At 38.3% G+C, this 20,390-nt stretch carries 25 protein-coding genes; 15 read left to right on the top strand and 10 right to left on the bottom strand.

The features are described 5' to 3' along the window. Positions 1-692: 692 nt before the first annotated feature. From rpmH to ACQ7EO_RS21495, 6 genes are all read left to right on the top strand, one after another. Positions 693-827 (top strand): 50S ribosomal protein L34, encoded by a 135-nt coding sequence (gene rpmH / locus ACQ7EO_RS21520; RefSeq protein ID WP_000831329.1) that lies wholly within the window; start codon positions 693-695, stop codon positions 825-827. Positions 828-860: 33 nt separating this feature from the next. Next, positions 861-1,253, top strand: a complete 393-nt coding sequence (gene rnpA / locus ACQ7EO_RS21515; protein ID WP_004718937.1) for a ribonuclease P protein component — start codon at positions 861-863, stop codon at positions 1,251-1,253. A gap of 9 nt (positions 1,254-1,262) precedes the next feature. Further along, entirely contained in the window at positions 1,263-1,583 is a 321-nt protein-coding gene (gene yidD / locus ACQ7EO_RS21510; RefSeq protein ID WP_004718939.1) for a membrane protein insertion efficiency factor YidD, read from the top strand. A 5-nt stretch (positions 1,584-1,588) separates the two neighbouring features. Then, positions 1,589-3,328: a membrane protein insertase YidC gene (yidC, locus tag ACQ7EO_RS21505; protein WP_004718941.1), complete on the top strand. Its 1,740-nt coding sequence runs from the start codon at positions 1,589-1,591 to the stop codon at positions 3,326-3,328. 89 nt (positions 3,329-3,417) lie between these two features. Further along, the gene (mnmE, locus tag ACQ7EO_RS21500; RefSeq protein WP_034613331.1) at positions 3,418-4,782 is read left to right on the top strand and encodes a tRNA uridine-5-carboxymethylaminomethyl(34) synthesis GTPase MnmE; all 1,365 of its coding nucleotides are present in this window, start codon (positions 3,418-3,420) and stop codon (positions 4,780-4,782) included. A gap of 139 nt (positions 4,783-4,921) precedes the next feature. Beyond that, on the top strand, positions 4,922-5,284 hold the full coding sequence (locus ACQ7EO_RS21495) for a NirD/YgiW/YdeI family stress tolerance protein (RefSeq protein ID WP_004818181.1): 363 nt from the start codon (positions 4,922-4,924) through the stop codon (positions 5,282-5,284). 44 nt (positions 5,285-5,328) lie between these two features. Here ACQ7EO_RS21495 and ACQ7EO_RS21490 read toward each other — a convergent pair whose 3' ends face one another. Both ACQ7EO_RS21490 and ACQ7EO_RS21485 read right to left on the bottom strand, forming a co-directional pair. Beyond that, entirely contained in the window at positions 5,329-6,498 is a 1,170-nt protein-coding gene (locus ACQ7EO_RS21490) for an MFS transporter (RefSeq protein WP_434278652.1), read from the bottom strand. A 161-nt stretch (positions 6,499-6,659) separates the two neighbouring features. Next, the gene (locus tag ACQ7EO_RS21485) at positions 6,660-6,926 is read right to left on the bottom strand and encodes a metal/formaldehyde-sensitive transcriptional repressor (protein WP_004818177.1); all 267 of its coding nucleotides are present in this window, start codon (positions 6,924-6,926) and stop codon (positions 6,660-6,662) included. 87 nt (positions 6,927-7,013) lie between these two features. Between ACQ7EO_RS21485 and dmeF the strand changes: the two genes are divergently transcribed. Further along, entirely contained in the window at positions 7,014-7,964 is a 951-nt protein-coding gene (gene dmeF / locus ACQ7EO_RS21480) for a CDF family Co(II)/Ni(II) efflux transporter DmeF (protein ID WP_434278651.1), read from the top strand. A 156-nt stretch (positions 7,965-8,120) separates the two neighbouring features. Next, positions 8,121-8,822: a DsbC family protein gene (locus tag ACQ7EO_RS21475; RefSeq protein ID WP_315078581.1), complete on the top strand. Its 702-nt coding sequence runs from the start codon at positions 8,121-8,123 to the stop codon at positions 8,820-8,822. 68 nt (positions 8,823-8,890) lie between these two features. Here ACQ7EO_RS21475 and ACQ7EO_RS21470 read toward each other — a convergent pair whose 3' ends face one another. The 3 genes from ACQ7EO_RS21470 to guaD form a co-directional block, all read right to left on the bottom strand. Beyond that, the gene (locus ACQ7EO_RS21470; protein WP_004718955.1) at positions 8,891-9,142 is read right to left on the bottom strand and encodes a GlsB/YeaQ/YmgE family stress response membrane protein; all 252 of its coding nucleotides are present in this window, start codon (positions 9,140-9,142) and stop codon (positions 8,891-8,893) included. 198 nt (positions 9,143-9,340) lie between these two features. Continuing rightward, on the bottom strand, positions 9,341-9,868 hold the full coding sequence (gene hpt, locus ACQ7EO_RS21465) for a hypoxanthine phosphoribosyltransferase (protein WP_434278650.1): 528 nt from the start codon (positions 9,866-9,868) through the stop codon (positions 9,341-9,343). A 232-nt stretch (positions 9,869-10,100) separates the two neighbouring features. Further along, positions 10,101-11,432 (bottom strand): guanine deaminase, encoded by a 1,332-nt coding sequence (gene guaD, locus ACQ7EO_RS21460; RefSeq protein ID WP_270386134.1) that lies wholly within the window; start codon positions 11,430-11,432, stop codon positions 10,101-10,103. A 243-nt stretch (positions 11,433-11,675) separates the two neighbouring features. Here guaD and ACQ7EO_RS21455 point away from each other — a divergent pair, with 243 nt between their 5' ends. Then, positions 11,676-12,242, top strand: coding sequence for a nucleotidyltransferase family protein (locus ACQ7EO_RS21455; protein WP_434278649.1), 567 nt, complete (start codon positions 11,676-11,678; stop codon positions 12,240-12,242). Positions 12,243-12,428: 186 nt separating this feature from the next. Here ACQ7EO_RS21455 and ACQ7EO_RS21450 read toward each other — a convergent pair whose 3' ends face one another. The 4 genes from ACQ7EO_RS21450 to ACQ7EO_RS21435 form a co-directional block, all read right to left on the bottom strand. Beyond that, complete coding sequence (locus ACQ7EO_RS21450) at positions 12,429-13,394, bottom strand: TerC family protein (protein WP_004718969.1); 966 nt, start codon at positions 13,392-13,394, stop codon at positions 12,429-12,431. 291 nt (positions 13,395-13,685) lie between these two features. After that, positions 13,686-14,225: a cysteine hydrolase family protein gene (locus ACQ7EO_RS21445; RefSeq protein WP_270386136.1), complete on the bottom strand. Its 540-nt coding sequence runs from the start codon at positions 14,223-14,225 to the stop codon at positions 13,686-13,688. A 191-nt stretch (positions 14,226-14,416) separates the two neighbouring features. Then, a complete protein-coding gene (locus ACQ7EO_RS21440; RefSeq protein ID WP_244014520.1) occupies positions 14,417-14,572 on the bottom strand; it encodes a hypothetical protein in 156 nt (51 codons plus the stop codon). 133 nt (positions 14,573-14,705) lie between these two features. Next, on the bottom strand, positions 14,706-15,914 hold the full coding sequence (locus ACQ7EO_RS21435) for a sugar transporter (RefSeq protein ID WP_434278648.1): 1,209 nt from the start codon (positions 15,912-15,914) through the stop codon (positions 14,706-14,708). A 172-nt stretch (positions 15,915-16,086) separates the two neighbouring features. On the opposite strand from ACQ7EO_RS21435, the gene ACQ7EO_RS21430 reads away from it, so the two are divergent. The 3 genes from ACQ7EO_RS21430 (at position 16,087) to ACQ7EO_RS21420 (ending at position 17,156) form a co-directional block, all read left to right on the top strand. Then, entirely contained in the window at positions 16,087-16,374 is a 288-nt protein-coding gene (locus tag ACQ7EO_RS21430) for a GNAT family N-acetyltransferase (RefSeq protein WP_004818159.1), read from the top strand. 53 nt (positions 16,375-16,427) lie between these two features. Continuing rightward, on the top strand, positions 16,428-16,712 hold the full coding sequence (locus ACQ7EO_RS21425) for a GNAT family N-acetyltransferase (RefSeq protein WP_434278647.1): 285 nt from the start codon (positions 16,428-16,430) through the stop codon (positions 16,710-16,712). 66 nt (positions 16,713-16,778) lie between these two features. Next, entirely contained in the window at positions 16,779-17,156 is a 378-nt protein-coding gene (locus tag ACQ7EO_RS21420; protein ID WP_004818156.1) for a hypothetical protein, read from the top strand. A gap of 45 nt (positions 17,157-17,201) precedes the next feature. Here ACQ7EO_RS21420 and mpl read toward each other — a convergent pair whose 3' ends face one another. Next, entirely contained in the window at positions 17,202-18,569 is a 1,368-nt protein-coding gene (gene mpl, locus ACQ7EO_RS21415) for a UDP-N-acetylmuramate:L-alanyl-gamma-D-glutamyl-meso-diaminopimelate ligase (protein ID WP_209828971.1), read from the bottom strand. Positions 18,570-18,851: 282 nt separating this feature from the next. Between mpl and ACQ7EO_RS21410 the strand changes: the two genes are divergently transcribed. From ACQ7EO_RS21410 to purE, 3 genes are all read left to right on the top strand, one after another. Further along, positions 18,852-19,181: a hypothetical protein gene (locus ACQ7EO_RS21410; RefSeq protein ID WP_434278646.1), complete on the top strand. Its 330-nt coding sequence runs from the start codon at positions 18,852-18,854 to the stop codon at positions 19,179-19,181. A gap of 54 nt (positions 19,182-19,235) precedes the next feature. Beyond that, positions 19,236-19,580, top strand: a complete 345-nt coding sequence (locus ACQ7EO_RS21405) for a DMT family protein (protein ID WP_034613299.1) — start codon at positions 19,236-19,238, stop codon at positions 19,578-19,580. 282 nt (positions 19,581-19,862) lie between these two features. Then, positions 19,863-20,375, top strand: coding sequence for a 5-(carboxyamino)imidazole ribonucleotide mutase (gene purE, locus ACQ7EO_RS21400; RefSeq protein ID WP_004718991.1), 513 nt, complete (start codon positions 19,863-19,865; stop codon positions 20,373-20,375). Positions 20,376-20,390 lie beyond the last annotated feature (15 nt).

Below are 20,390 nucleotides of genomic sequence, written 5' to 3'. Positions count from 1 at the left end.
GTGAAACCCCTTCATTCAATTTTAAATTCAAAAAAGACTATTTACCCCTACCCTGTAGGTGAAGGGGTCGCCATTCTAACCAAGTTATCCACATCTGTCATGGTTAATTCAATCTAATTCGCTCAAAAAAGCAACCTTCTGTAAATAAATTCAAATTCAAAGCAGTTGTGGATAAGGTTTTCCACAAGCTGTGGATAAATTATCACAGAAAGTTATCCACAATCCATCAAATTAATAGAAACATGGATACTCACAGGGTAAGTTATTATTATTTATCTTAAAAAAGCGGTTTTCCACAGAAAAAATGCTCCCTAATAATAATAAATATAAATTTTAAATTTGAATTTATTTATAAGGATCAGGATTTCTGTGGATAAAGCTTAAGTTATGAATTTAAATTCAAAACAACACGATTTTTAAATTTAAAATTGAGAAATTAAATTTAAATTGTGAATCAGCCTATGGATAACTTTGAGGATATATCTGTGTGTAACTCTTATTTGCATTATAAAAGAATAAGTTATGCTGTGAATATATATTTTTAATAATTTATTCAATTTAATCTATATAAAGTTGTTGTCTGGGTAAAAATAAAGCGTCTATATAAAAGAAATGTGTATATTTATTGACAGAATAAAGAATGCACAATACAATCGCGAACCTTTAGAAAAGATCAATTTTGGAGTTTCGATATGAAACGTACATTCCAACCATCTGAATTAAAGCGCAAGCGTGTTCATGGTTTCCGTGCTCGTATGGCTACTAAGGCTGGTCGTCAAGTATTAGCTCGCCGTCGTGCAAAAGGCCGTCATAGTTTAACTGTTTAATTTTTTAGACAGTTGATAGACGACTTGGGTGTTATGTCTCTTTATAGTTTCAGTCCAGAGGTGAGAATCCACTGCGCTGCTGATTACAAAGATGTATTTGATGGTGCGCTTTTTAAAGTGCATCAACCCCATTTTATATTCTTAGCAAAAGTCACCGAACAGCCTAAAAGCCGTTTGGGTATTGTTGTTGCAAAGAAGAAAGTGCGCCGTGCGCATGAAAGAAATCGAATAAAACGTTTAACGCGTGAAAGTTTTCGCTTAAACCAGCAAAATATAGATTTATTGGATATTGTGGTGATGCCTAAAGTTGGTATAGAAGCAGTTCCAAATGCTGAGCTTTTTCAGCAATTACAATTTGCTTGGTTGAAATTGCAGCGCATTGTTAAAAAGCACCATAAAATAGCTCAATCTTCCCCTCAAAAATAGAGGATACCAATGATTCGTTTATTGCATTGGTTGATTCGTTTCTATCAAATTGCGATTAGTCCTCTCATTGGACCTCGTTGTCGTTATATTCCGACTTGTTCTCAATATTCGTTAGAAGCGATCCATACGCACGGCGCATTAAAAGGTAGCTGGTTAGCGACCAAACGCGTGTGTCGTTGTCATCCTTGGGGTGGGTATGGTTATGATCCTGTGCCAAAAAAAACAATTCGTTTTATTTCATTTCAGCAAATAGATTCTCAAACGCTTCATGTTCCTGTACCCTTGCGTGAACGTTTATTGAACCAAAATCACTCTAACCACTTGGGGTAATAGATATGCAACAATGGGCCAGGTTTGCAATCCTTGGGGCCATGTTAGTCACCGCATATTTGCTCATTTTGGCTTGGCAAAAAGACTATGGTCATGACAATACATCAAAGGCTGCGACACCGCAGGCTGTTGTAGCGCATGATGTGTCTGCCGATCTGCCAAAAGGTCAAGCAACTGCGGCCACTAGCGATGTTCCACAAGCAAATATAGCTGCTGCACAACAGAATACAGCTGCACCAGCCACAGCAAATCAACAATTGATTTCAGTACAAACTGACCTTTATCATCTTTGGATTAGTCCTAAAGGTGGTGATATTGTTCGTATTGAATTACTGAATCATGACAAGAGCAAAGACAGTGATCAGCCTTTTGTTATGCTTGAAAGTGATGCAAAACGTACCTATGTTGCGCAATCTGGGTTAATTGGATTGAATGGTCCGGACAGTAAGCCAGATCGTCCAAACTATGCGTTTGAAAAAACTGCTTATACTATTGCAGATGCCAAAGCAGCCAAAGACAAAGATGGCAAGACATCGCAAGTTTTAGCTGTACCAATGGTATTTAAAACAGCAGATGGCGTTGAAATCATCAAAACATTTACCTTTAAACAAGGTCAATATCCAATCGATGTAAGCTATCAGGTTGTCAACCGTAGTGCGCAAAATTGGCAAGGACAAATGTTTGGTCAAATTAAGCGTGATAACTCAGATGATCCAGGAAAAACCTCTCAAGGGATTTTTACACTTGGAACATATTTGGGTGGCGCTTGGGGTACACCTGATGAGCATTATAACAAGCTAAAATTTGCAAACTTTACCGATGAAAAACTCAACACTGAAGCAAAAGGTGGATGGGTTGCGATTGTTCAGCATTATTTTGTAAGTGCTTGGATGCCTGGTCATTTTGGCGGTCAAGAATACACAGCAAAATTGGAATCTCGTAAATCTGCAGATGGTATGAATATCATCGGATTTACTTCTCCAACCATCAATGTTCCAGCTGGAAAAGCAATGAGCATTGATGCAACGTTCTACTCAGGTCCAAAAATTCAATCTGAATTAAAAGACTTGGCTGTTGGTTTAAACCAAACTGTAGACTATGGTTGGTTATGGCCAATTGCAAAATTATTATTTGCTGGCTTACAGTTCTTCCATAATCTTGTGGGTAACTGGGGCTGGTCAATTATCTTGTTGACTGTATTGGTTAAGCTTATTCTTTGGCCATTGTCGTCTAAGAGCTATCGTTCTATGGCGAAAATGCGTGTGATTGCACCTGAAATGCAACGCATGAAAGAAGAGTTTGGTGAAGACCGCATGCGTTTCTCACAAGAAATGATGGCGCTTTACAAACGTGAGCAAGTCAATCCACTTGCAGGTTGTTTACCATTGCTGTTGCAAATGCCAATCTTCTTAGCATTGTATTGGGTATTGATGGAATCTGTAGAGCTTCGTCATGCACCATGGATGCTTTGGATTCAAGATTTATCTGCGATGGATCCTTGGTTTATTTTGCCGTTGATCATGGGTGTAACGATGTTTGTTCAACAAATGTTGAACCCACAACCTACTGATCCAATGCAAGCTAAAGTCTTCAAAATCATGCCGATCATGTTTACAGTATTTATGCTGTTCTTCCCTTCTGGCTTGGTTTTATACTGGATTGTGAACAACTCGATCACGATTCTGCAACAATGGTTTATCAACAAAAATGTTGCTAAAGCCAAAGTCGCAAGCGAAGTAGTTTAATCTTCATAGATTAAGCAATAGCTGAAAAAATCCGCTTAAGATGGTAATCTTAGGCGGATTTTTTTATTGTCAAAGTTTGAGTAATTTAGATGAGCAACCCTGTAAGCCAAACCACAATTGCAGCAATTGCGACTCCACCTGGACGTGGTGGTGTAGGTGTGATTCGTCTATCTGGTCCTAAAGCTTATGCGATTGCACAAGCTTTAACTCAAAAAGCGCTTCCCCAAGCGCGCTTTGCTGGTTTTCGTCAGTTTTTTGATGAAAAAGGTGAGGTGATGGATGAGGGCCTAGCAATTTGCTTTCCAAATCCAAACTCGTTTACTGGTGAAGATGTGGTGGAATTGCAGGGACATGGTGGTCCTGTAATTCAAAATGCACTTCTTGCACGATTGTTCGAGCTGGGTGCTATTGCCGCCAAAGCAGGCGAGTTTTCCATGCGAGCCTTTGAAAATGGCAAAATGGACTTGGTTCAAGCTGAAGCGATTGCAGATTTAATTGATGCGACTTCACAAGCCGCTGCGCGTTCTGCAGTACGTTCTTTGCAAGGTGCATTTTCCAATAAAGTGAATACCGTGTTGGAAAAACTGATTCATTTACGTTTGCATGTTGAAGCGGCGATTGATTTTCCTGAAGAGGAAATCGACTTTTTGGCAGATGGAAAAATTCTTCATCTGCTTGAAGATGTGCAGGCTTCAGTCTCTGCTGTACAACACTCTGCGCGTCAGGGGCAATTATTACGTGAAGGTCTGCAAGTGGTGATCGCAGGTAAGCCAAATGCGGGTAAATCTTCGTTATTGAATGCCTTGGCGGGAAATGACCGTGCCATTGTTACGGATATCGCAGGAACGACGCGTGATGTACTGCATGAGAAAATTACTTTAAATGGCTTACCCATCACACTGACCGATACTGCGGGCTTACGTGAGACAGGTGATGTGGTCGAAAAAGAAGGCATTCGCCGAGCAATCAAAGAAATTGAGCAAGCGGATTTATTACTTTTGGTTTATGACCTCAGCCAAGGTGAAAATCCTTTAGCATTGGCTCAGCGCTATTTTGAAGATCATTTAGAAACTAAACGCTTGATGTTGATTGGTAACAAATGTGATTTAACTGCGCAGTCACCCGAATTAAGCGATTTTCAAGGTTTTCGCCATATTAGTGTGTCGGCCAAACAGGAAATGGGCGTACAAGCGCTTATAGATGCGATTACAGCGCATGCTGGCTTCCATCCTGAAGAAGATACCTTTATTGCACGTACACGCCATTTAGACGCAATGAAGCGCACTCAGCACTATCTTGCAGAAGCACATGAACAACTTGAGGTCTATCATGCGGGTGAACTGGTCGCTGAATCGTTACGTTTAGCACAGAATGCCTTAGCTGAGATCACAGGCGATTTTAGTGCAGATGATCTGTTAGGGGTAATTTTTGGCTCGTTCTGTATTGGAAAATAATCCTTTACTCTAACAGCTTAAAAGCGGACATTAGTCCGCTTTTTTTGATGAAAAGTTGTGCTTTTGTAAGCTGAATTTACATCAATCTTAGAATTGTTTACTGTAAGATCAATTACATATTCAACAAAGGCTTCTTTTTATGAAAAAAACTCCTTTATTGCTTGCGATTGCTGTTTTAGTGATGACATCAAATGTTTGGGCGGGTAAAGATGATCATGTGATTATTCAAGAAGCTGCCAAAAACAAGATCACCATTGGACAAGCAATACGTGCCAATGATGAAACAGCTGTCACCTTGACGGGGACAATTGTTCGTCAAATAAAACATGAACATTATGAGCTAAAAGACAGCACGGGCACTATTGGGATCGAAGTGGATGACGATCTTATCGATTTAAAAAAGTTAAAACCAGGTACCAAAGTTAAAGTTGTGGGGGAAGTGGATACCCATCGTTATAAACCCACAGATATAGAAGTGGTTAAAATTGAAATTATTCAATAATTGCTTTTAACCAACATCTAGGCGCACAGCGCCTAGATGTTTGATCAAGCTTTAATTTTTAAATGACTGATCAATAAATAAATACATAAGATACCAATTCCTGCACAAAAGCCTAAAACACCAACCATTAAACCGAAATGATCAGATAAAAAGCCTGCGCTAATGATCGGCACAATGGTGCCAAAATAAGCAATAAACAAATAAGTGGAAACCACAGCTGCCCGATTTTCAACATTGGTCATGTGGTGAATCAATGCAAAAGCACTCAGTAACGTTAAACCATGCCCCATTCCAACCAAAACCACACTCAAAAAGAATAAGAAACTCCAATGCATGGTCATACAGATCGATAAAATAATATAGCTGGAAATCAATAAGACTAAGCCAGTATTCAATGCTTTATGCATATCAAATGACTTTGCGATAAATTGGACGATCGCAGAAACCATTAAGATACTGGCAATGGTCGCACCACTGACCAATGGTCCATGCCAAGGAATCACATCTCGAATAAAGGAGGGTGCCAATGAGGCAAATAAACTAAATGAGCCAAAAGCACAGAATGCGGTAAAGCTGGCGATATAAAACAGTTTTTTAAATTGAGTTTCTGGCAGTTGTAAGTGGGGTGCAATAGAAAATGGCTGCCTTTCAAATCTCATGGTTTTAATCGTAAATAAACTCAGCAAACTGATGATTGCTGCAACAATTACGGGTAAATAAGGTGTGATAAGTGGACGATCAGAAAATTGTGCGATTGCACCACCAATAAACGGGCCCAGTCCAAAACCAATGACGGTAATAATTGAACTTAACTGTGCGGCATTCTGTTTATGTGAGTCAGGAATGGTATAAATTAAACCTAACATTGCGGAGGTGCTGATCAATCCAGAGGCAATACCAATGATAAAGCGCCCAAATCCAAGCAAATAGGTGGTTGATGCAAACACCGACAGTGTTAAGCCAACCACAGCAAACAATAGCCCGATTTGTAAGGTACGAATAAAACCAAAACTATTACTGCTACGTCCTAAAAATAATAATGTGGTTAAGCAACCAAACATATAGGCCACGAAAATATAGGTGATCTGGCTTGGGAGTAATTGCCAAAGTTGTTGATAAATTGGATATAAGGGGCTAGCAAGCGCTGTACCAATCGTACCAATACATAAGGCTAGGCTGATCATTAAAAATGAACGCCATGATTGTTGATTCATAAATATAGGACTTCAAATGCAAATGTTTTGCAGATAAAAATGCCAAACCTGTTCAATACAAAGTTCGGCATGGAAGGAATTGAGTATGGAAAGATTAAAACTTAATCAGTAAAGGGTCAATGGAAACTTGAACATTCAAGCATAGATGACTGTGAATTGAGTTATGAATAGCGTTTTAGCAGCTTTAAAAATTCTTGTAATTCAGCTTCATCTACGGCTTGAGTGTCTTTAATCACATGCTCAGTTAAATGCTGCTCAATCAATTCATTCATTAAACCATTCACGGCACCTTTAATTGCCGCAACTTGCTGTAAAACGCTGATACATGAGCTGCTTTGATCATTCAAAGCTTCTTCAATCGCATGAATTTGTCCTTTTAGTCGTTTCACACGATTGAGGACTTTTTTATCTTGATGTAAATGACTCATAAATTAATCCGCTATTTTATATACTCCCTTATAGTATATTTTAAATTGAAATTATATACTCAGGGAGAGTATATAGGATCATGCCTCATGCAATTCAAAACCATTCAGCGAAAGCATAGCCATCAATTTGATCAAGGTAATCCTTTAGCACAAAAGAAAATCTTATGGGCGACCATTTTGACTGGATTGATGATGATTTTTGAGATTGCGGGAGGCTGGATTTTTAATTCCATGGCCTTACTCGCAGATGGTTGGCATATGAGTTCGCATATGCTGGCATTAGGTTTGGCTTATGCTGCTTATCGAGCTGCTCGTTATTATGCGCAGGATTCTCGTTTTAGTTTTGGCACATGGAAAATTGAAATTCTTGCTGGCTATAGCAGTGCAATTCTATTGATGGTGGTGGCCTTATTTATGGCCTTCCAGTCGCTAGTGCGTTTATTCCATCCTGTACAGATTCATTATAATGAAGCGATTTTGATTGCTATTTTAGGCTTATTGGTCAATTTGGTTTGTGCATGGTTATTACACGATCATGCTGACCATCACCATCATTCACATACGCATAATGACCATCATGGACATGATTTAAATCAAAAAGCTGCGTTTTTACATGTGGTTGCAGATGCACTGACCTCTGTCTTGGCGATTATTGCTCTTTTTGCTGCAAAGTATTTGGGGTGGGATTTTTTAGATGCTGTATTGGGGATTGTTGGGGCCATTTTAGTCGGGCGTTGGTCATATGGTTTAATCAAAGAAACGGCGCAAACATTGTTAGATGCGGAAATGGATCATCCTATAGTTGAAGACGTACGTGAAGTGATTGAGCATCTAAATGTTGAAGCCCAAATAACCGATATTCATGTGTGGAAAGTGGCTAAAGGCAAATTTTCAGTGATTTTGGCGCTTGAATCCAATGATAAAAATTTAAATGCAGATCAGATACGCCACGCTTTATCTATTCATAAACAATTGGTGCATATTTCTGTTGAAATCAACAAAACGGCGATGTTTAGTTGGGTTTCACGTGAAACCTGAGCAAGAATAAAGTACAGCTTTTTTAACAGTTCAATGTGCTGTGATTGGTAGAGAACCATTGCAAACAGAGATAAGGATCAATCACAGTTTTTAAACAAGTCAGTTGATGAATTATGCTTTAATGCATCTCAATATTTATTTTGATTTTATCGATTTATGTTAAAGCAATTTATCGCATTGAGCTTAAGTCTGGCTTTTTGTACAGCTGGTTTTGCCAGTGTTGAGACTGTGAAAGCAAAATTAGTGCAGCAGTACCCCAATGTAAAAATTAATAATCTGCAAACAACAGAAATGCAGGGTTTATATAGTGGGACCTTGGATAATCAAATTGTTTATCTCAATGAGGATGCCCAGCATTTATTTATTGGTTCAATGATTCGTTTGAAAGATCAGCATAATTTAACCAAAGATTTAGCAGTTAAAGAAAATACGATAGATTTTAAAGCATTACCTTTGAATGATGCGGTAAAAACAGTCAGGGGGAATGGTAAGCGTCAGCTTGCAATCTTTTCTGACCCAAATTGCCCATATTGCAAGACGCTTGAAGGGAATTTAGCCAAGCTCAATGATGTGACAATTTATACATTTATCTATTCCATCAAAGCACAATCGATTTTGCCATCTAAGCAAGTATGGTGTTCTGCAAATAAAGAATATGCATGGAAAAATTTAATTCAAAATGGGATCAAACCAACTGCACCAGCAAATTGTGCAACGCCAATCGAACGTAATTTAGAATTGGGTAAAAAATTAGGTTTGCATGGAACACCTGCAATTATTTTCTCAAATGGTTATAAGGTCATGGGTGCCTACCCTGCCGAAGAAATTGAGAAAATATGGAAAAATTTTGGATTATAAACAGCACTTAGAATGCTGACAGCGTAAAAAAGCACCCATCGAGGGTGCTTTTATATTGAGGAGAAAATTTAAGTACGTTTGGCAATCATGTTATAGATAAAGAGTACCACTATTGCACCAATGACTGAGGCAATAAATCCAGCTGATGCACCTTTTGGATATAGGCCGAGTAATTGACCTCCATAGGTTGCAACCAATGAACCTACAATACCGAGTGCTGTTGTTACAATGAAGCCAGCTTTGTCATCACCTGGGTGAATTGCACGTGCAATTAAACCAGCAATAAAACCAATCACAATTGCACTAATCAGTGACATCATAATCTTTCTCCTTTTTCTTTATTTTGTCGTGAGTTACTGCATCGAATTAGTTTAATAATCAAATATTCTCTAGTGAAGTAAAAGCGCTTATTTGCTACAAGTTGTTGCATTTTTGTTCACTATGAAAGCTAAAAAAATAAAAAAAGCGACCGAAGTCGCTTAACTCATTTTAGTTAAAATGATGTGGTGAGGTCTCAATTAAAGACCAATTTCCCCGATAAACGGAATATGACGGTATTTTTGATCGTAGTCTAAGCCATAGCCCACAATGAATTTATCTTCAACTTCAAAGCCCAGAAATTTCACATCTAAATCAATTTCACGGCGAGACGGTTTGCTGACTAAAGTACACAGCTCGATCGAGTTGGGATGACGTGTGCTTAAAATTTCCAATACTTTGCTTAAGGTATTGCCAGAGTCAATAATATCTTCCACGACTAAGATATCTTTACCGCGAATTTCGCCGTCTAAATCTTTGAGGATTCTGACATCACGAGAAGATGTTGTACTGCCACCATAGCTTGAAACGGTCATAAAATCGAGTTCGTGAGTCTTGCTGATTGCACGACATAAATCAGCCATAAAAATCACTGAACCACGCAATAAACCAATTAAGACAAGCTCTTTATTGCTATTGGCATAATGTGCATCAATTTTTTTACCAAGTTCCTGAACTTTTGCATGAATTTCTTCAGCAGAAATCATCACTTTCATTTCAATAGTCATGGGAAATACCTAAAAACCTAAACATCAAATTCTAAAATTAAAAAAGGTGTTGACTAGCAACACCCTAAAAGATGACATAATTTTAAAACATATCAGATCAAGATGCATCTTTTTTGACATTTGAAAATGTAAATGCCCTAATTTAAGCCGAAATGATCAATGTGCATCACGTTTTAAAACGAATGCACAAATCACAAAAACTGTACCAATCAAAATCAGTTTTTTCTTTGATTTACGCGGTTTTTGTTTGGTTTTGCTCATAGGCTTTTTGTCCATAAATATAGGTGGCTTGAATATTGCGATCATCTCCCATGGTAAATAAGGCAAATAATGCATCGTCTATGTTTTTAGCACGTTCCTGACGCAGTTGTTGTAGCGCCGTTGCTTTTAAATCTAGCACAACAAAATCGGCTTCTTTACCGATATTGAAATTGCCCAATTGCGCATCCAAATGTAACGCTTTCGCTCCACCAAGCGTTGCATGGTAAAGCGCTTCCATCGCCGAAAGTTTATCACCTTGGAGTTGTTGCACTTTGTAGGCTTCATTGAGGGTTTGTAATTGGCAAAAGGCTGTTCCTGCACCAATATCAGTTCCTAAGCCGACTTTGACCTGTTTTTCCCAGGATTTTTTTAATGGGAATAAACCACTTCCCAAAAATAAGTTTGATGTCGGGCAAAATGCAATTGCTGAATCAGTTGCATGCATGCAATCCCACTCATGCTCCTCTAAATGAACACAATGTGCGAAAACAGAACGCTCTCCTGTTAAACCATAGTGGTGATAGACATCCAGATAACCTTTCTGCTCTGGGAATAAGTCTTTGACCCATGCAATTTCATTTTTATTTTCACTAAGATGGGTATGCACATATACCGTTGGATACTCTGCTTTTAACTGCCCTGCTTTTGCCAATTGCTCAGGTGTAGAGGTTGGTGCAAAACGCGGAGTAATGGCATATAGGTTACGACCTTTATCATGCCATTTTTCAATCAGTGCTTTAGAGTCAATATATGCGCTTTCAGCAGTATCTGTGAGTGCTTCAGGTGCATGACGATCCATCATGACTTTACCTGCGATTAAACGCATCTGATGCTGTTCTGCCGCTTCAAATAAGGCATCGACTGATTGGGGGTGTACCGTACAAAAAACCAGTGCTGTCGTGGTGCCATTTTTAAGTAATTCTTGGACAAAAAACTGTGCGATTTTGTCGGCATAGTTTTTATCTGCAAACTGAATTTCAGTTGGAAAAGTATAGGTATTTAACCACTCTAAAAGTTGTTCACCATATGCACCCACCATTTCTGTTTGCGGAAAATGAATATGGGTGTCAATAAAACCAGGCACAATCAGTTGTTCTGGGTAGTGATCAATTTGAATATCATCTGTCAGGTGAGACTGTGCATCTTCCCAAGGGCCAAACCATGTGATTTTGCCTTGCTCTGTGATCAGTAAACCATCTTCGATATAACGAACTTGATCTAATATTTGAGCTGCTTGAGAAACGGTATTTTTAATATCAAGAAAACGCCCACGAACCGCTGTTTTCTGTACAACACAAGACATGTAGAACCTGCAATTTATCCTTTTTTCGATTGATTGTACCTGAAATTTGTATCAGGTGCTGTATGCAGTTTTGCGTGAAAGCATTCTAAAAAATTGAATAACGTTATTTTTTATTGTTTTAGCACAGTGACGTTTTTATCGAAATATAACTAAAATTAGCGGCTAAAGGCATATTCTATATTGTAAGTTTATCTTGATAGCAACAATCACTACAGTCTTGGAAAATGGTGAAATAAGACAACAATGGATCATACCCGACAGTTAAAACAGCTTATCTATTCATGTCCTGAATTGATGCTCCGGTTACAGTATTTGCGAGATATTCATACACATGCATATTTGAGTGCAGGTGTAATTCGTAACTTGGTTTGGTCTATTTTACATCATCAGGATTATGGATTTGATCAGATTGAAATCGATGTGATTTTCTATGATTTAAATGATCAACAAGGCCTTAAAGAGCAACGTTTGGCTGAATTGTTAAAGCAAAAATTTCCCAATAATAAATGGGATGTGGTCAATCAAGCCTATGTGCATTTGTGGTATAAAACAGATGATGGACGCTCTATCTCTCAATACCAATCCTTATTCGATGATTTATCCGTATGGGTCGAAACGGCAGCTGCAATTGCAGTACGTTTACTTGAAAATGATGATATCGAAATCATTGCGCCGTTTGGGCTAAATGATTTGTTTGAATTAAAATTGAGATGGAATAAACGTTTGGTCAGTTATCCAGTTTTTTTAGCACGGATTCAGGCTAAACAGTTTTTGACCAGATGGGAAAAGCTGCTTGTTGTGGATGATTAGAGGATCAGGATTTAAATCAATCAAACCATAGTGAAGATCATACTCCAAGACAACAGATGGCTATTACAACAGATGACTAGGCTGATGGATAAAGATTTCATTTCAATACTGACCATACAATTTAAATCGTTGAGTATTATTGTTGATCATAAAAAAGCCTTCCAATTGGAAGGCTTGATCTAGTGTTTATAAGGTTGTTTCATGGTGCTTTTTGCTATGGCGAATAGAGAGCCAAGCGGTAATTGCTAAGACAATCACAATAAAACCTAACGAAATCCAAATCGGCATATGGAAGACATCCAGCATTAACATTTTAAAGCCAATGAAGACTAAGATGATGCCTAGGCCATAAGGCAAGTAATGCATTTTAGACGCGGCACCCGACAATAAGAAGAACATTGCACGTAGACCTAAGATCGCCATTAAATTCGCAGTTAATACAATAAATGGATCACTGGTCACCGCAAAAATCGCTGGAATAGAATCGACCGCGAAAATTACATCTGAAGCTTCAACTAAAATTAAGACAAGGAATAACGGGGTTGCCCACAACACACCATTTTGACGAACAAAGAATTGAGCACCTTCTAATTTTGGGGTGATTCGCATGTGTTTACGCAACCACTTGAGAATAGCCATATCTTCGATATTGGTTTCTTCTTCATCCTGTCCTTTAAGGAATTTATAGCCTGTATAAACCAAGAAAGCACCAAAGAGATAAAGTACCCAAGAGAATTCTTGAACGAACCATGCGCCAATAAAAATAAAGATAGTACGTAAAATAATTGCACCTAATACACCATAGAGCAGAATTTTACGTTGTAAGCCTTGTGGAATCGCAAATGCAGCAAAGATCATCAACCAGACAAAGACATTGTCGATCGCTAATGATTTTTCAAGTAGATAACCTGCAAAGTATTCCATGACTTTGCTATTGGCAATAGAAACACCCGCGGTTTGTTGTAAATACAGCCATAAACCACCACCAAATAACGCTGCAACACTGACCCATGCAATGCTCCAGTAGGCAGCAGTTTTAATTTTGACTTCTTGCCCTTCTTTTTGTTTAAAGCCTAAAAAGTCGATCAGTAGCATGACAATAACAATAGCGAAGAACGCTAGATACAGCCATGGATTGCCAATAGTTTCCATAAAACTCTCCGAATCTGGCAATCAGGCATAAAAAAACCTTGACCTGTTGCCAGATGATTAAACATCTGTGTCAACATGATCAAGGTCTTGCCTACATTTGAGTTATGTACATCAATCTCAAATGCTCAGATACCGGCTTTTTTCAAAGCGTAATGACGATATTCTGATAAAGGAGGCTACTCCCCTTGTTCAATATACTGTGTAAGAAATTTTTCATTTCTTAATATCTAGTCAGAATCGCATATTTATTTAAAATGTGCAAATTTTGAATGTATTTTTATGTGGCTTGTTTTATGTACAAAATTCAGCGCTGGTTTTTAGCGCAACAAAAGCTTGATTGAGCGTTGAATTATGATGCTGAATAATACGGTCAGCATTGAGAACCTTTGAATCTACTGTGCTGTGCGCATCTGAAATTAATGTCACTTTATAATTTAAGTCTTTTGCCGCACGGCTTGTGCTATCGATACAAAATTCAGTTTTTAAACCACAGATGATCACTTCTTCAACATTTAAAGACCCTAATTGTTGTGCTAAATCTGTTTGGAAAAAGCAATTTGGCCGTGTTTTTTCTAAGAGGTAATCTGTATTGGGATCAATATTTAATTCAGCGATCAGTTGAGTCATTGGACTATTTGGTGCGAGTCCTGTGCCTGCTACACCAACATGACGTATCGCAAAAATCGGAATGTGTTTAACACGCGCATATTCAATGAGCTGATTGATGTTTTTCAACAATTGATCAGCTTGAAATGGTGGATGCTGTGCATGAAATAGACCATTTTGTAGATCAATAACGAGTAAGGCTTGCTTATTGTGATACTCAGACATGAGTTTCTCCGTAAATATTGACCAAATCACGGAGCAAAAAATAACCCCGCTCATTGGCAGGGTTGGTTTCTACATTTTATTTTAAATGTATACGTCCACACTGCCGATGCAGTGTGGTGGTTAATAATTTAAATAAAATGATTGGTTGCATTGCAGTTATTGCCTATATGGGACTTTACGTCCGCACTGGGTTAATTGGGATACTTGTGTCGACGGCGCAGTTCAGCTTGTGCCCACGCAATTGACTGCTTCATGTCTTGCCGTAATGCTGTGATCTCAGATTGGGTCAAGACTCTAGGCTTTTCTGAAGTGTTCGGTTTTTCCTTGGGTGAGGCGGTCAATGCCATCGAATTGCTCCTTGATACCTACATACACCTTGACTGTTCGCACGATGTCTTTTTTGACCTTAAAGCCAAGTTAACTTTTATCAAATTAAAGTTTTTAACTCAGCATGTCACTTTAAAACTTGTAAAAAGATATTTATATTTTTTGAATAAAATCTTTACGTTGTACAAGCACTAAAGCTAACAGGGTCCCAAGAACAGCGATTATACCGCCAACGATGCCAATATGGTTGAGCCCATAATTGGTAGTCACTATGCCACCAAGCAAAGCGCCGCCACCAATACCCACATTGTAAAGTCCTGAATAAATCGCCATCGCGACATCAGTGGCATCAGAAGCTAAAGCCAATGTTTTGGCTTGTTGAGCTAAGCTAAAGCAAATAATCGCCATGCCCCAAAATAAACTCAGTAGACTAAAACTGGTAAAATCAGTACTCAGTGAAGTCAACAATAACATCGAAACAGCCAATATCGCACTACTTAACGGTATCGGAAGTTTGGGATATTTTTTGGCAAATTTACCAAATAAATAAGAGCCAAAGAAACCCGCTGCGCCATAGATTAATAATAAGGTTGTGGTCTGTGTCGAGCTAAAATGCGCAACATTCAGAGCAAAAGGTTCGATATAACTGTATGCGGTAAATTGTGCGGTAATCACAATAATGGTCAGAGCAAAAACAATCATCAGGCTTGGGCGTTTTAAAAATACCTTTAAACTACTCAGAGAACCTGAATTGACGCTTGGTAAGCGTGGTAATGTTTTGGCTAAGATGACGCAAACTATAGCCGCACCAATTGCAATCAAAGCAAAAGTATTACGCCAACCATAAGATTCACCAATCATTCGTCCAAATGGAATACCTAAAACCATCGCCAATGCCGTACCTGTGGCCAATAGCCCCAAAGCTTGAAATTCTTTACCTTTGGGTGCGACTCGCACTGCCAGTGATGCAGTGATTGACCAAAATAAAGCATGAGAAAATGCGATACCAATTCGACTGATCAAGAGTACATCGAAACTCCATGCAAAATAAGATAATGCATGACTGACCACAAAAACCATAAATAAGATGATCAGTAAAAAGCGCCGTTCAATATTTTTGGTCAATAACATGATCGGCAATGAAATGGGTGCAACAACCCATGCATATAGAGTAATCATGATGCCAACATCAGTTGCAGGCATCGCAAAGCTTTTTCCAATGTCACTCAGCAAAGCAACAGGAACGAATTCTGTGGTATTGAAAATAAATGCTGCGAAAGCAAGGCTAATCACACTGATCCATTGCTGGGATTCACTGGGGGCAGATTGTGGTGCTGGAGTTTGGGGAGATAAGGCAGACATGGTCAATATTAAAAGAGGTTAGTGCTAAATTTTAGGCTGAATTGTGGATAAAGTTAAGCTAAGTTTGTTGTATCAAAAATAAAACTGTCAGACAAAATTTAACAATAATTCAAATATAGTTATGGCATTTTGAATAGGCCTATAAATTTAAACGTATATAAGAGTAAATAAAATGTTAGAAATCAGACATAAAGATGATGGTAAAAAAGGTGAATTTTATATTGGTGAAGAAGGTCACCATTTGGCTGAAATGGCATACACATGGGCGGGTGAAAATATGTTGATTATTGACCATACACTTGTAGAAGATGAATTGCGTGGTCAAAGTGTAGGTCGAAAATTATTAGATCAAGTTGTAGAGATGGCTCGCTCAAAGAATGTGAAAATTATTCCACTCTGCCCTTTTTCAAAATCAGTATTTGATAAAGATCAATCGATTCATGATGTTTTGAAATCTTAAGTTTGCTTTGCTACAGTGGGATTGTGTTATAGAACATCCATGAGAAAGAATATATGCAATTCCAACATGTAGATAATCAACAAAAAGGTGAATTTTACTTTGATAATGAACAAGGTAAGCGAATTGCTGAGATCAGTTATTTATGGCATGGTGAGCATCAGATCATTGCGAACCATACTTGGGTAGATGACTCCTTGCGTGGTCAAGGAATTGCGCGTCAGTTGTTGGATACTTTGGTTGAGTTTACACGTGAAAAGCAGCTTAAAATTGTACCCACTTGTTCCTATGTCGAAGTCATGTTTAGACGTGATAAAAGTTTTGTTGATGTGAAAGCTTAGCTTTATTGTGTGCCCAATGCTCATTGATTGGGCCGTTCAGATTCAGATTCGGTTAGAAGATTAAACATGTTTAAAAAAATGATAATCACTGTATTGTTATTGAGCAGTTCATCGTTCAGTTTAGCAATGAGTTGTTTTGAATTAAATTTACAAACCTATAAAAAAGAGCAAGAAATACAGCCACGTTGGGAGTTGTTAGGCAAATCTAAACATCGTATTTATTTTTATTCAGCGCCCAAAAACATCTGTAAGATGAATGATACTTTTGTGCTTCAAAATGATAATGTCACGGCTTATTCAATCTATAAAGACAGAAAAAAACAACACTGGGTTTATGTGATATTTAATGATCCAAATCAAAATATAGAAGATGATCTGGTTGAAGGTTGGGTCAAGCTTAAGGATTTTAAACTTATTGAAAGTACACCCTCAGTAAATCAATAAAAAAAACCCACAAAATTTTGTGGGTCTTCTACACTTTATTTCGACTTATTTTGCTTTTAATGCTGCAATCAATTTTTGATGTAATCCACCAAAACCACCATTGGACATAATCACCACAGCATCGCCCTCACCTGCTTGTGTAACAACGGTACTGATAATGTCATCCAGTGTACGAGCCACAACGGCTTTATTGGTTGCAGCGTCAATGACAGGCTGTAAATCCCAGTCCAGACCTTCAGGTTGATACCACATCACTTCATCTGCAAGACGTGCAGAATATGCTAAGCCATCTTTATGGCTGCCCATACGCATGGTGTTTGAACGTGGTTCAATAATCGCCCAAAGCTTACGCTCACCTAAACGTTTACGTGCACCATCAAGCGTTGTATCAATCGCAGTTGGGTGGTGGGCAAAGTCATCATATATCTCAATACCATTCACCGTATCAAGTAATTCCATTCGGCGTTTCACACCACCAAAATTCGATAAGGCTTCACATGCTGTTTCAATTGAAACGCCGACATGTTCAGCTGCTGCAATGGTTGCCAAAGCATTGGCAACACTGTGTTGACCTGTCATATTCCACTTCACTTCACCTTTTACTACGCCGTGTTGAAGCACTTTAAAATGTGAACCATCCGTAGAAAGCTGTTCAGCATAAACTTCAGCACTGTTATTGGCGTCAAGTGAAGTCCTTACGACAGGTGTCCAACAACCCATTTGCAATACTTCATCAATATTGGTTTCGCTAATTGGGGCAATGATACGACCTTCACTTGGAATAGTACGAACCAAATGATGGAACTGTTTTTGAATCGCTGCTAGATCATCAAAAATATCGGCATGGTCAAATTCAAGATTATTTAAAATCGCAGTTTTTGGATGGTAATGTACGAACTTAGAGCGTTTATCAAAAAAAGCAGAGTCATATTCATCTGCTTCTACACAGAAATATTTTCCACCACCTAAACGTGCGCTTTCACTAAAGCCTAAAGGTACACCACCAATTAAAAAGCCTGGATTTAAACCTGCTTGATCCAGTACCCAAGCCAGCATTGTTGTTGTTGTGGTTTTACCATGGGTACCTGCAACACCAAGCACATGTTTACCTTGCAAAACATGGTCAGCAAGGAATTGTGGACCTGAAATATATGCTAAACCTTCATTGAGCATATATTCCACCGCATCTATACCACGCTTCATTGCATTGCCTACAATGACAAGATCTGGATGTGGTTGTAAATGACTACGGTCATAGCCTTGCATTAAGGTAATGCCAGCATTTTCGAGTTGGGTCGACATCGGTGGATAAACGTTCGCATCTGAACCGGTGACCTTATGTCCTAAATCACGCGCCAATAGCGCCAATGAACCCATAAAGGTGCCGCAAATACCCAAAATATGCAGATGCATTCGTGTTAACTCCAGTGCTTTTATAGACACATCACTTTGTTGTTGTGGTGTAGCCGTTTCATTTGATTTGAAAGCAACGATAGCAAGGGTTAAGGCGAAAAGATAGTTTTTCTTGTTACGATTTTAAAGGTGGGTTTTTATTGAAAATAATGAACTCTCACTTGGTATTTTTATTCTTCTATCAATGCTAATATCGATTGAACACTCTGAATTATCTATTAAAAATGGATATACATGATTTTATCTTTCTGCTGATTAAAAAATATCGCGTATTTTATTTTTTTGCTTATTGTTTCTGCTTTGATAGCAGGCATTGCAAAAATAATATCCATACCTTTAATGGTCGCAGCTGTAATTTTAATCTTCTTCCAATATTTTGCGTTTATTTGGATGGGATACCTCAATACAAAAGACTCAAAAGATCACAAATTAAAAAATGGATTAATTTTTCATCTCATTTGGGTTGCTTTAATTGGTCTATTAAGCTCATTTTATGATGATCAATCGCTATTGAAACAAGTATTCGATACTGTATTGTTGTTTGGTACTTTGGAAATAGGCTCGCTCATTTATTATTTCAAAAAACGTAAAAATATTGCCTTAGCGCTTTAATGTTCAGACATTGAATGTTCAAAAATATATCTTGATAATTTAATTGGTATCAATATGGCTTTATCTCTCCCCCTTTTATTACTAATTATCTCCAACTGTTTTATGACCTTGGCTTGGTATGGGCATTTAAAATTCTTACATGATGCACCTCTGTGGCAAGCGATCTTGTTTGGTTGGATCATTGCCTTACTTGAATACAGCTTTATGATTCCCGCAACACGTCTATTGGCACAACATGGTTGGTCGTTGGGGCAAATGAAAATCACCCAAGAAGTGGTCACACTGTTGGTGTTTGTTCCATTTATGATTTTCTTGTTTAAACAACCATTTAAATTAGATTATTTATGGGCGGGTTTATGTTTGATGGGATGCGTGTTTTTTGTGTTTAGAAGCCAGTAGATGAGCTGTGATGATGTGAATTAAAACGGATTTCACTCAGACAGCATATTCATCTCATGTCCCAATCTTTAGCAATTTTCCTGCTGCTTATGAGTTCGAGATCATATTTATTCTCAAATCAAACGGCTTTTAGGTTGTTCCCTTAAAAAAAATTGACTTCCTACGTCTGTTAAATTTTCGTGAGATGAAAAATCAGTCTATAATAGCGAGCTTCTTGATATTCATTTAAACACTGATCACCAGTATTTAAACTTCCTTACATTCGTTTATGGAATATATGCAATGAATGCGGCCGCTGTACAAGACGCTCCTCTCGTTGGAATTATTATGGGTTCTCAATCAGACTGGGCAACTCTCGAAAACACTGCCAATATGCTGAAACAGCTTGGTGTTCCTTTTGAAGCCGAAGTAGTTTCTGCGCATCGTACGCCAGACCGCTTATTTGAATATGCTGAAACAGCACGTGAACGTGGTATTCAGGTGATTATTGCTGGTGCTGGTGGTGCAGCACATTTACCAGGAATGTGCGCAGCAAAAACAGATTTGCCTGTATTGGGTGTTCCTGTGAAATCTTCAATTTTAAATGGCGTTGATTCTTTGTTGTCTATTGTACAAATGCCTGCAGGTATTGCAGTTGGCACATTGGCAATTGGCCCTGCTGGTGCAACCAATGCAGCAATCATGGCCGCTCAAATTTTAGGTTTAACTCGCCCTGAAATTGCAAAAAATGTTGCAGATTTCCGTGCCGCTCAAACCGATAAAGTGGCAAGTAAAAATATTCCGGGTCAAGCTTAAAAACGGGACACAGGT

The organism is Acinetobacter sp. CE-15 (assembly GCF_051059255.1).
Taxonomy (GTDB): domain Bacteria; phylum Pseudomonadota; class Gammaproteobacteria; order Pseudomonadales; family Moraxellaceae; genus Acinetobacter; species Acinetobacter guillouiae.
This window is presented reverse-complemented; position numbering and strand designations above follow the sequence as displayed.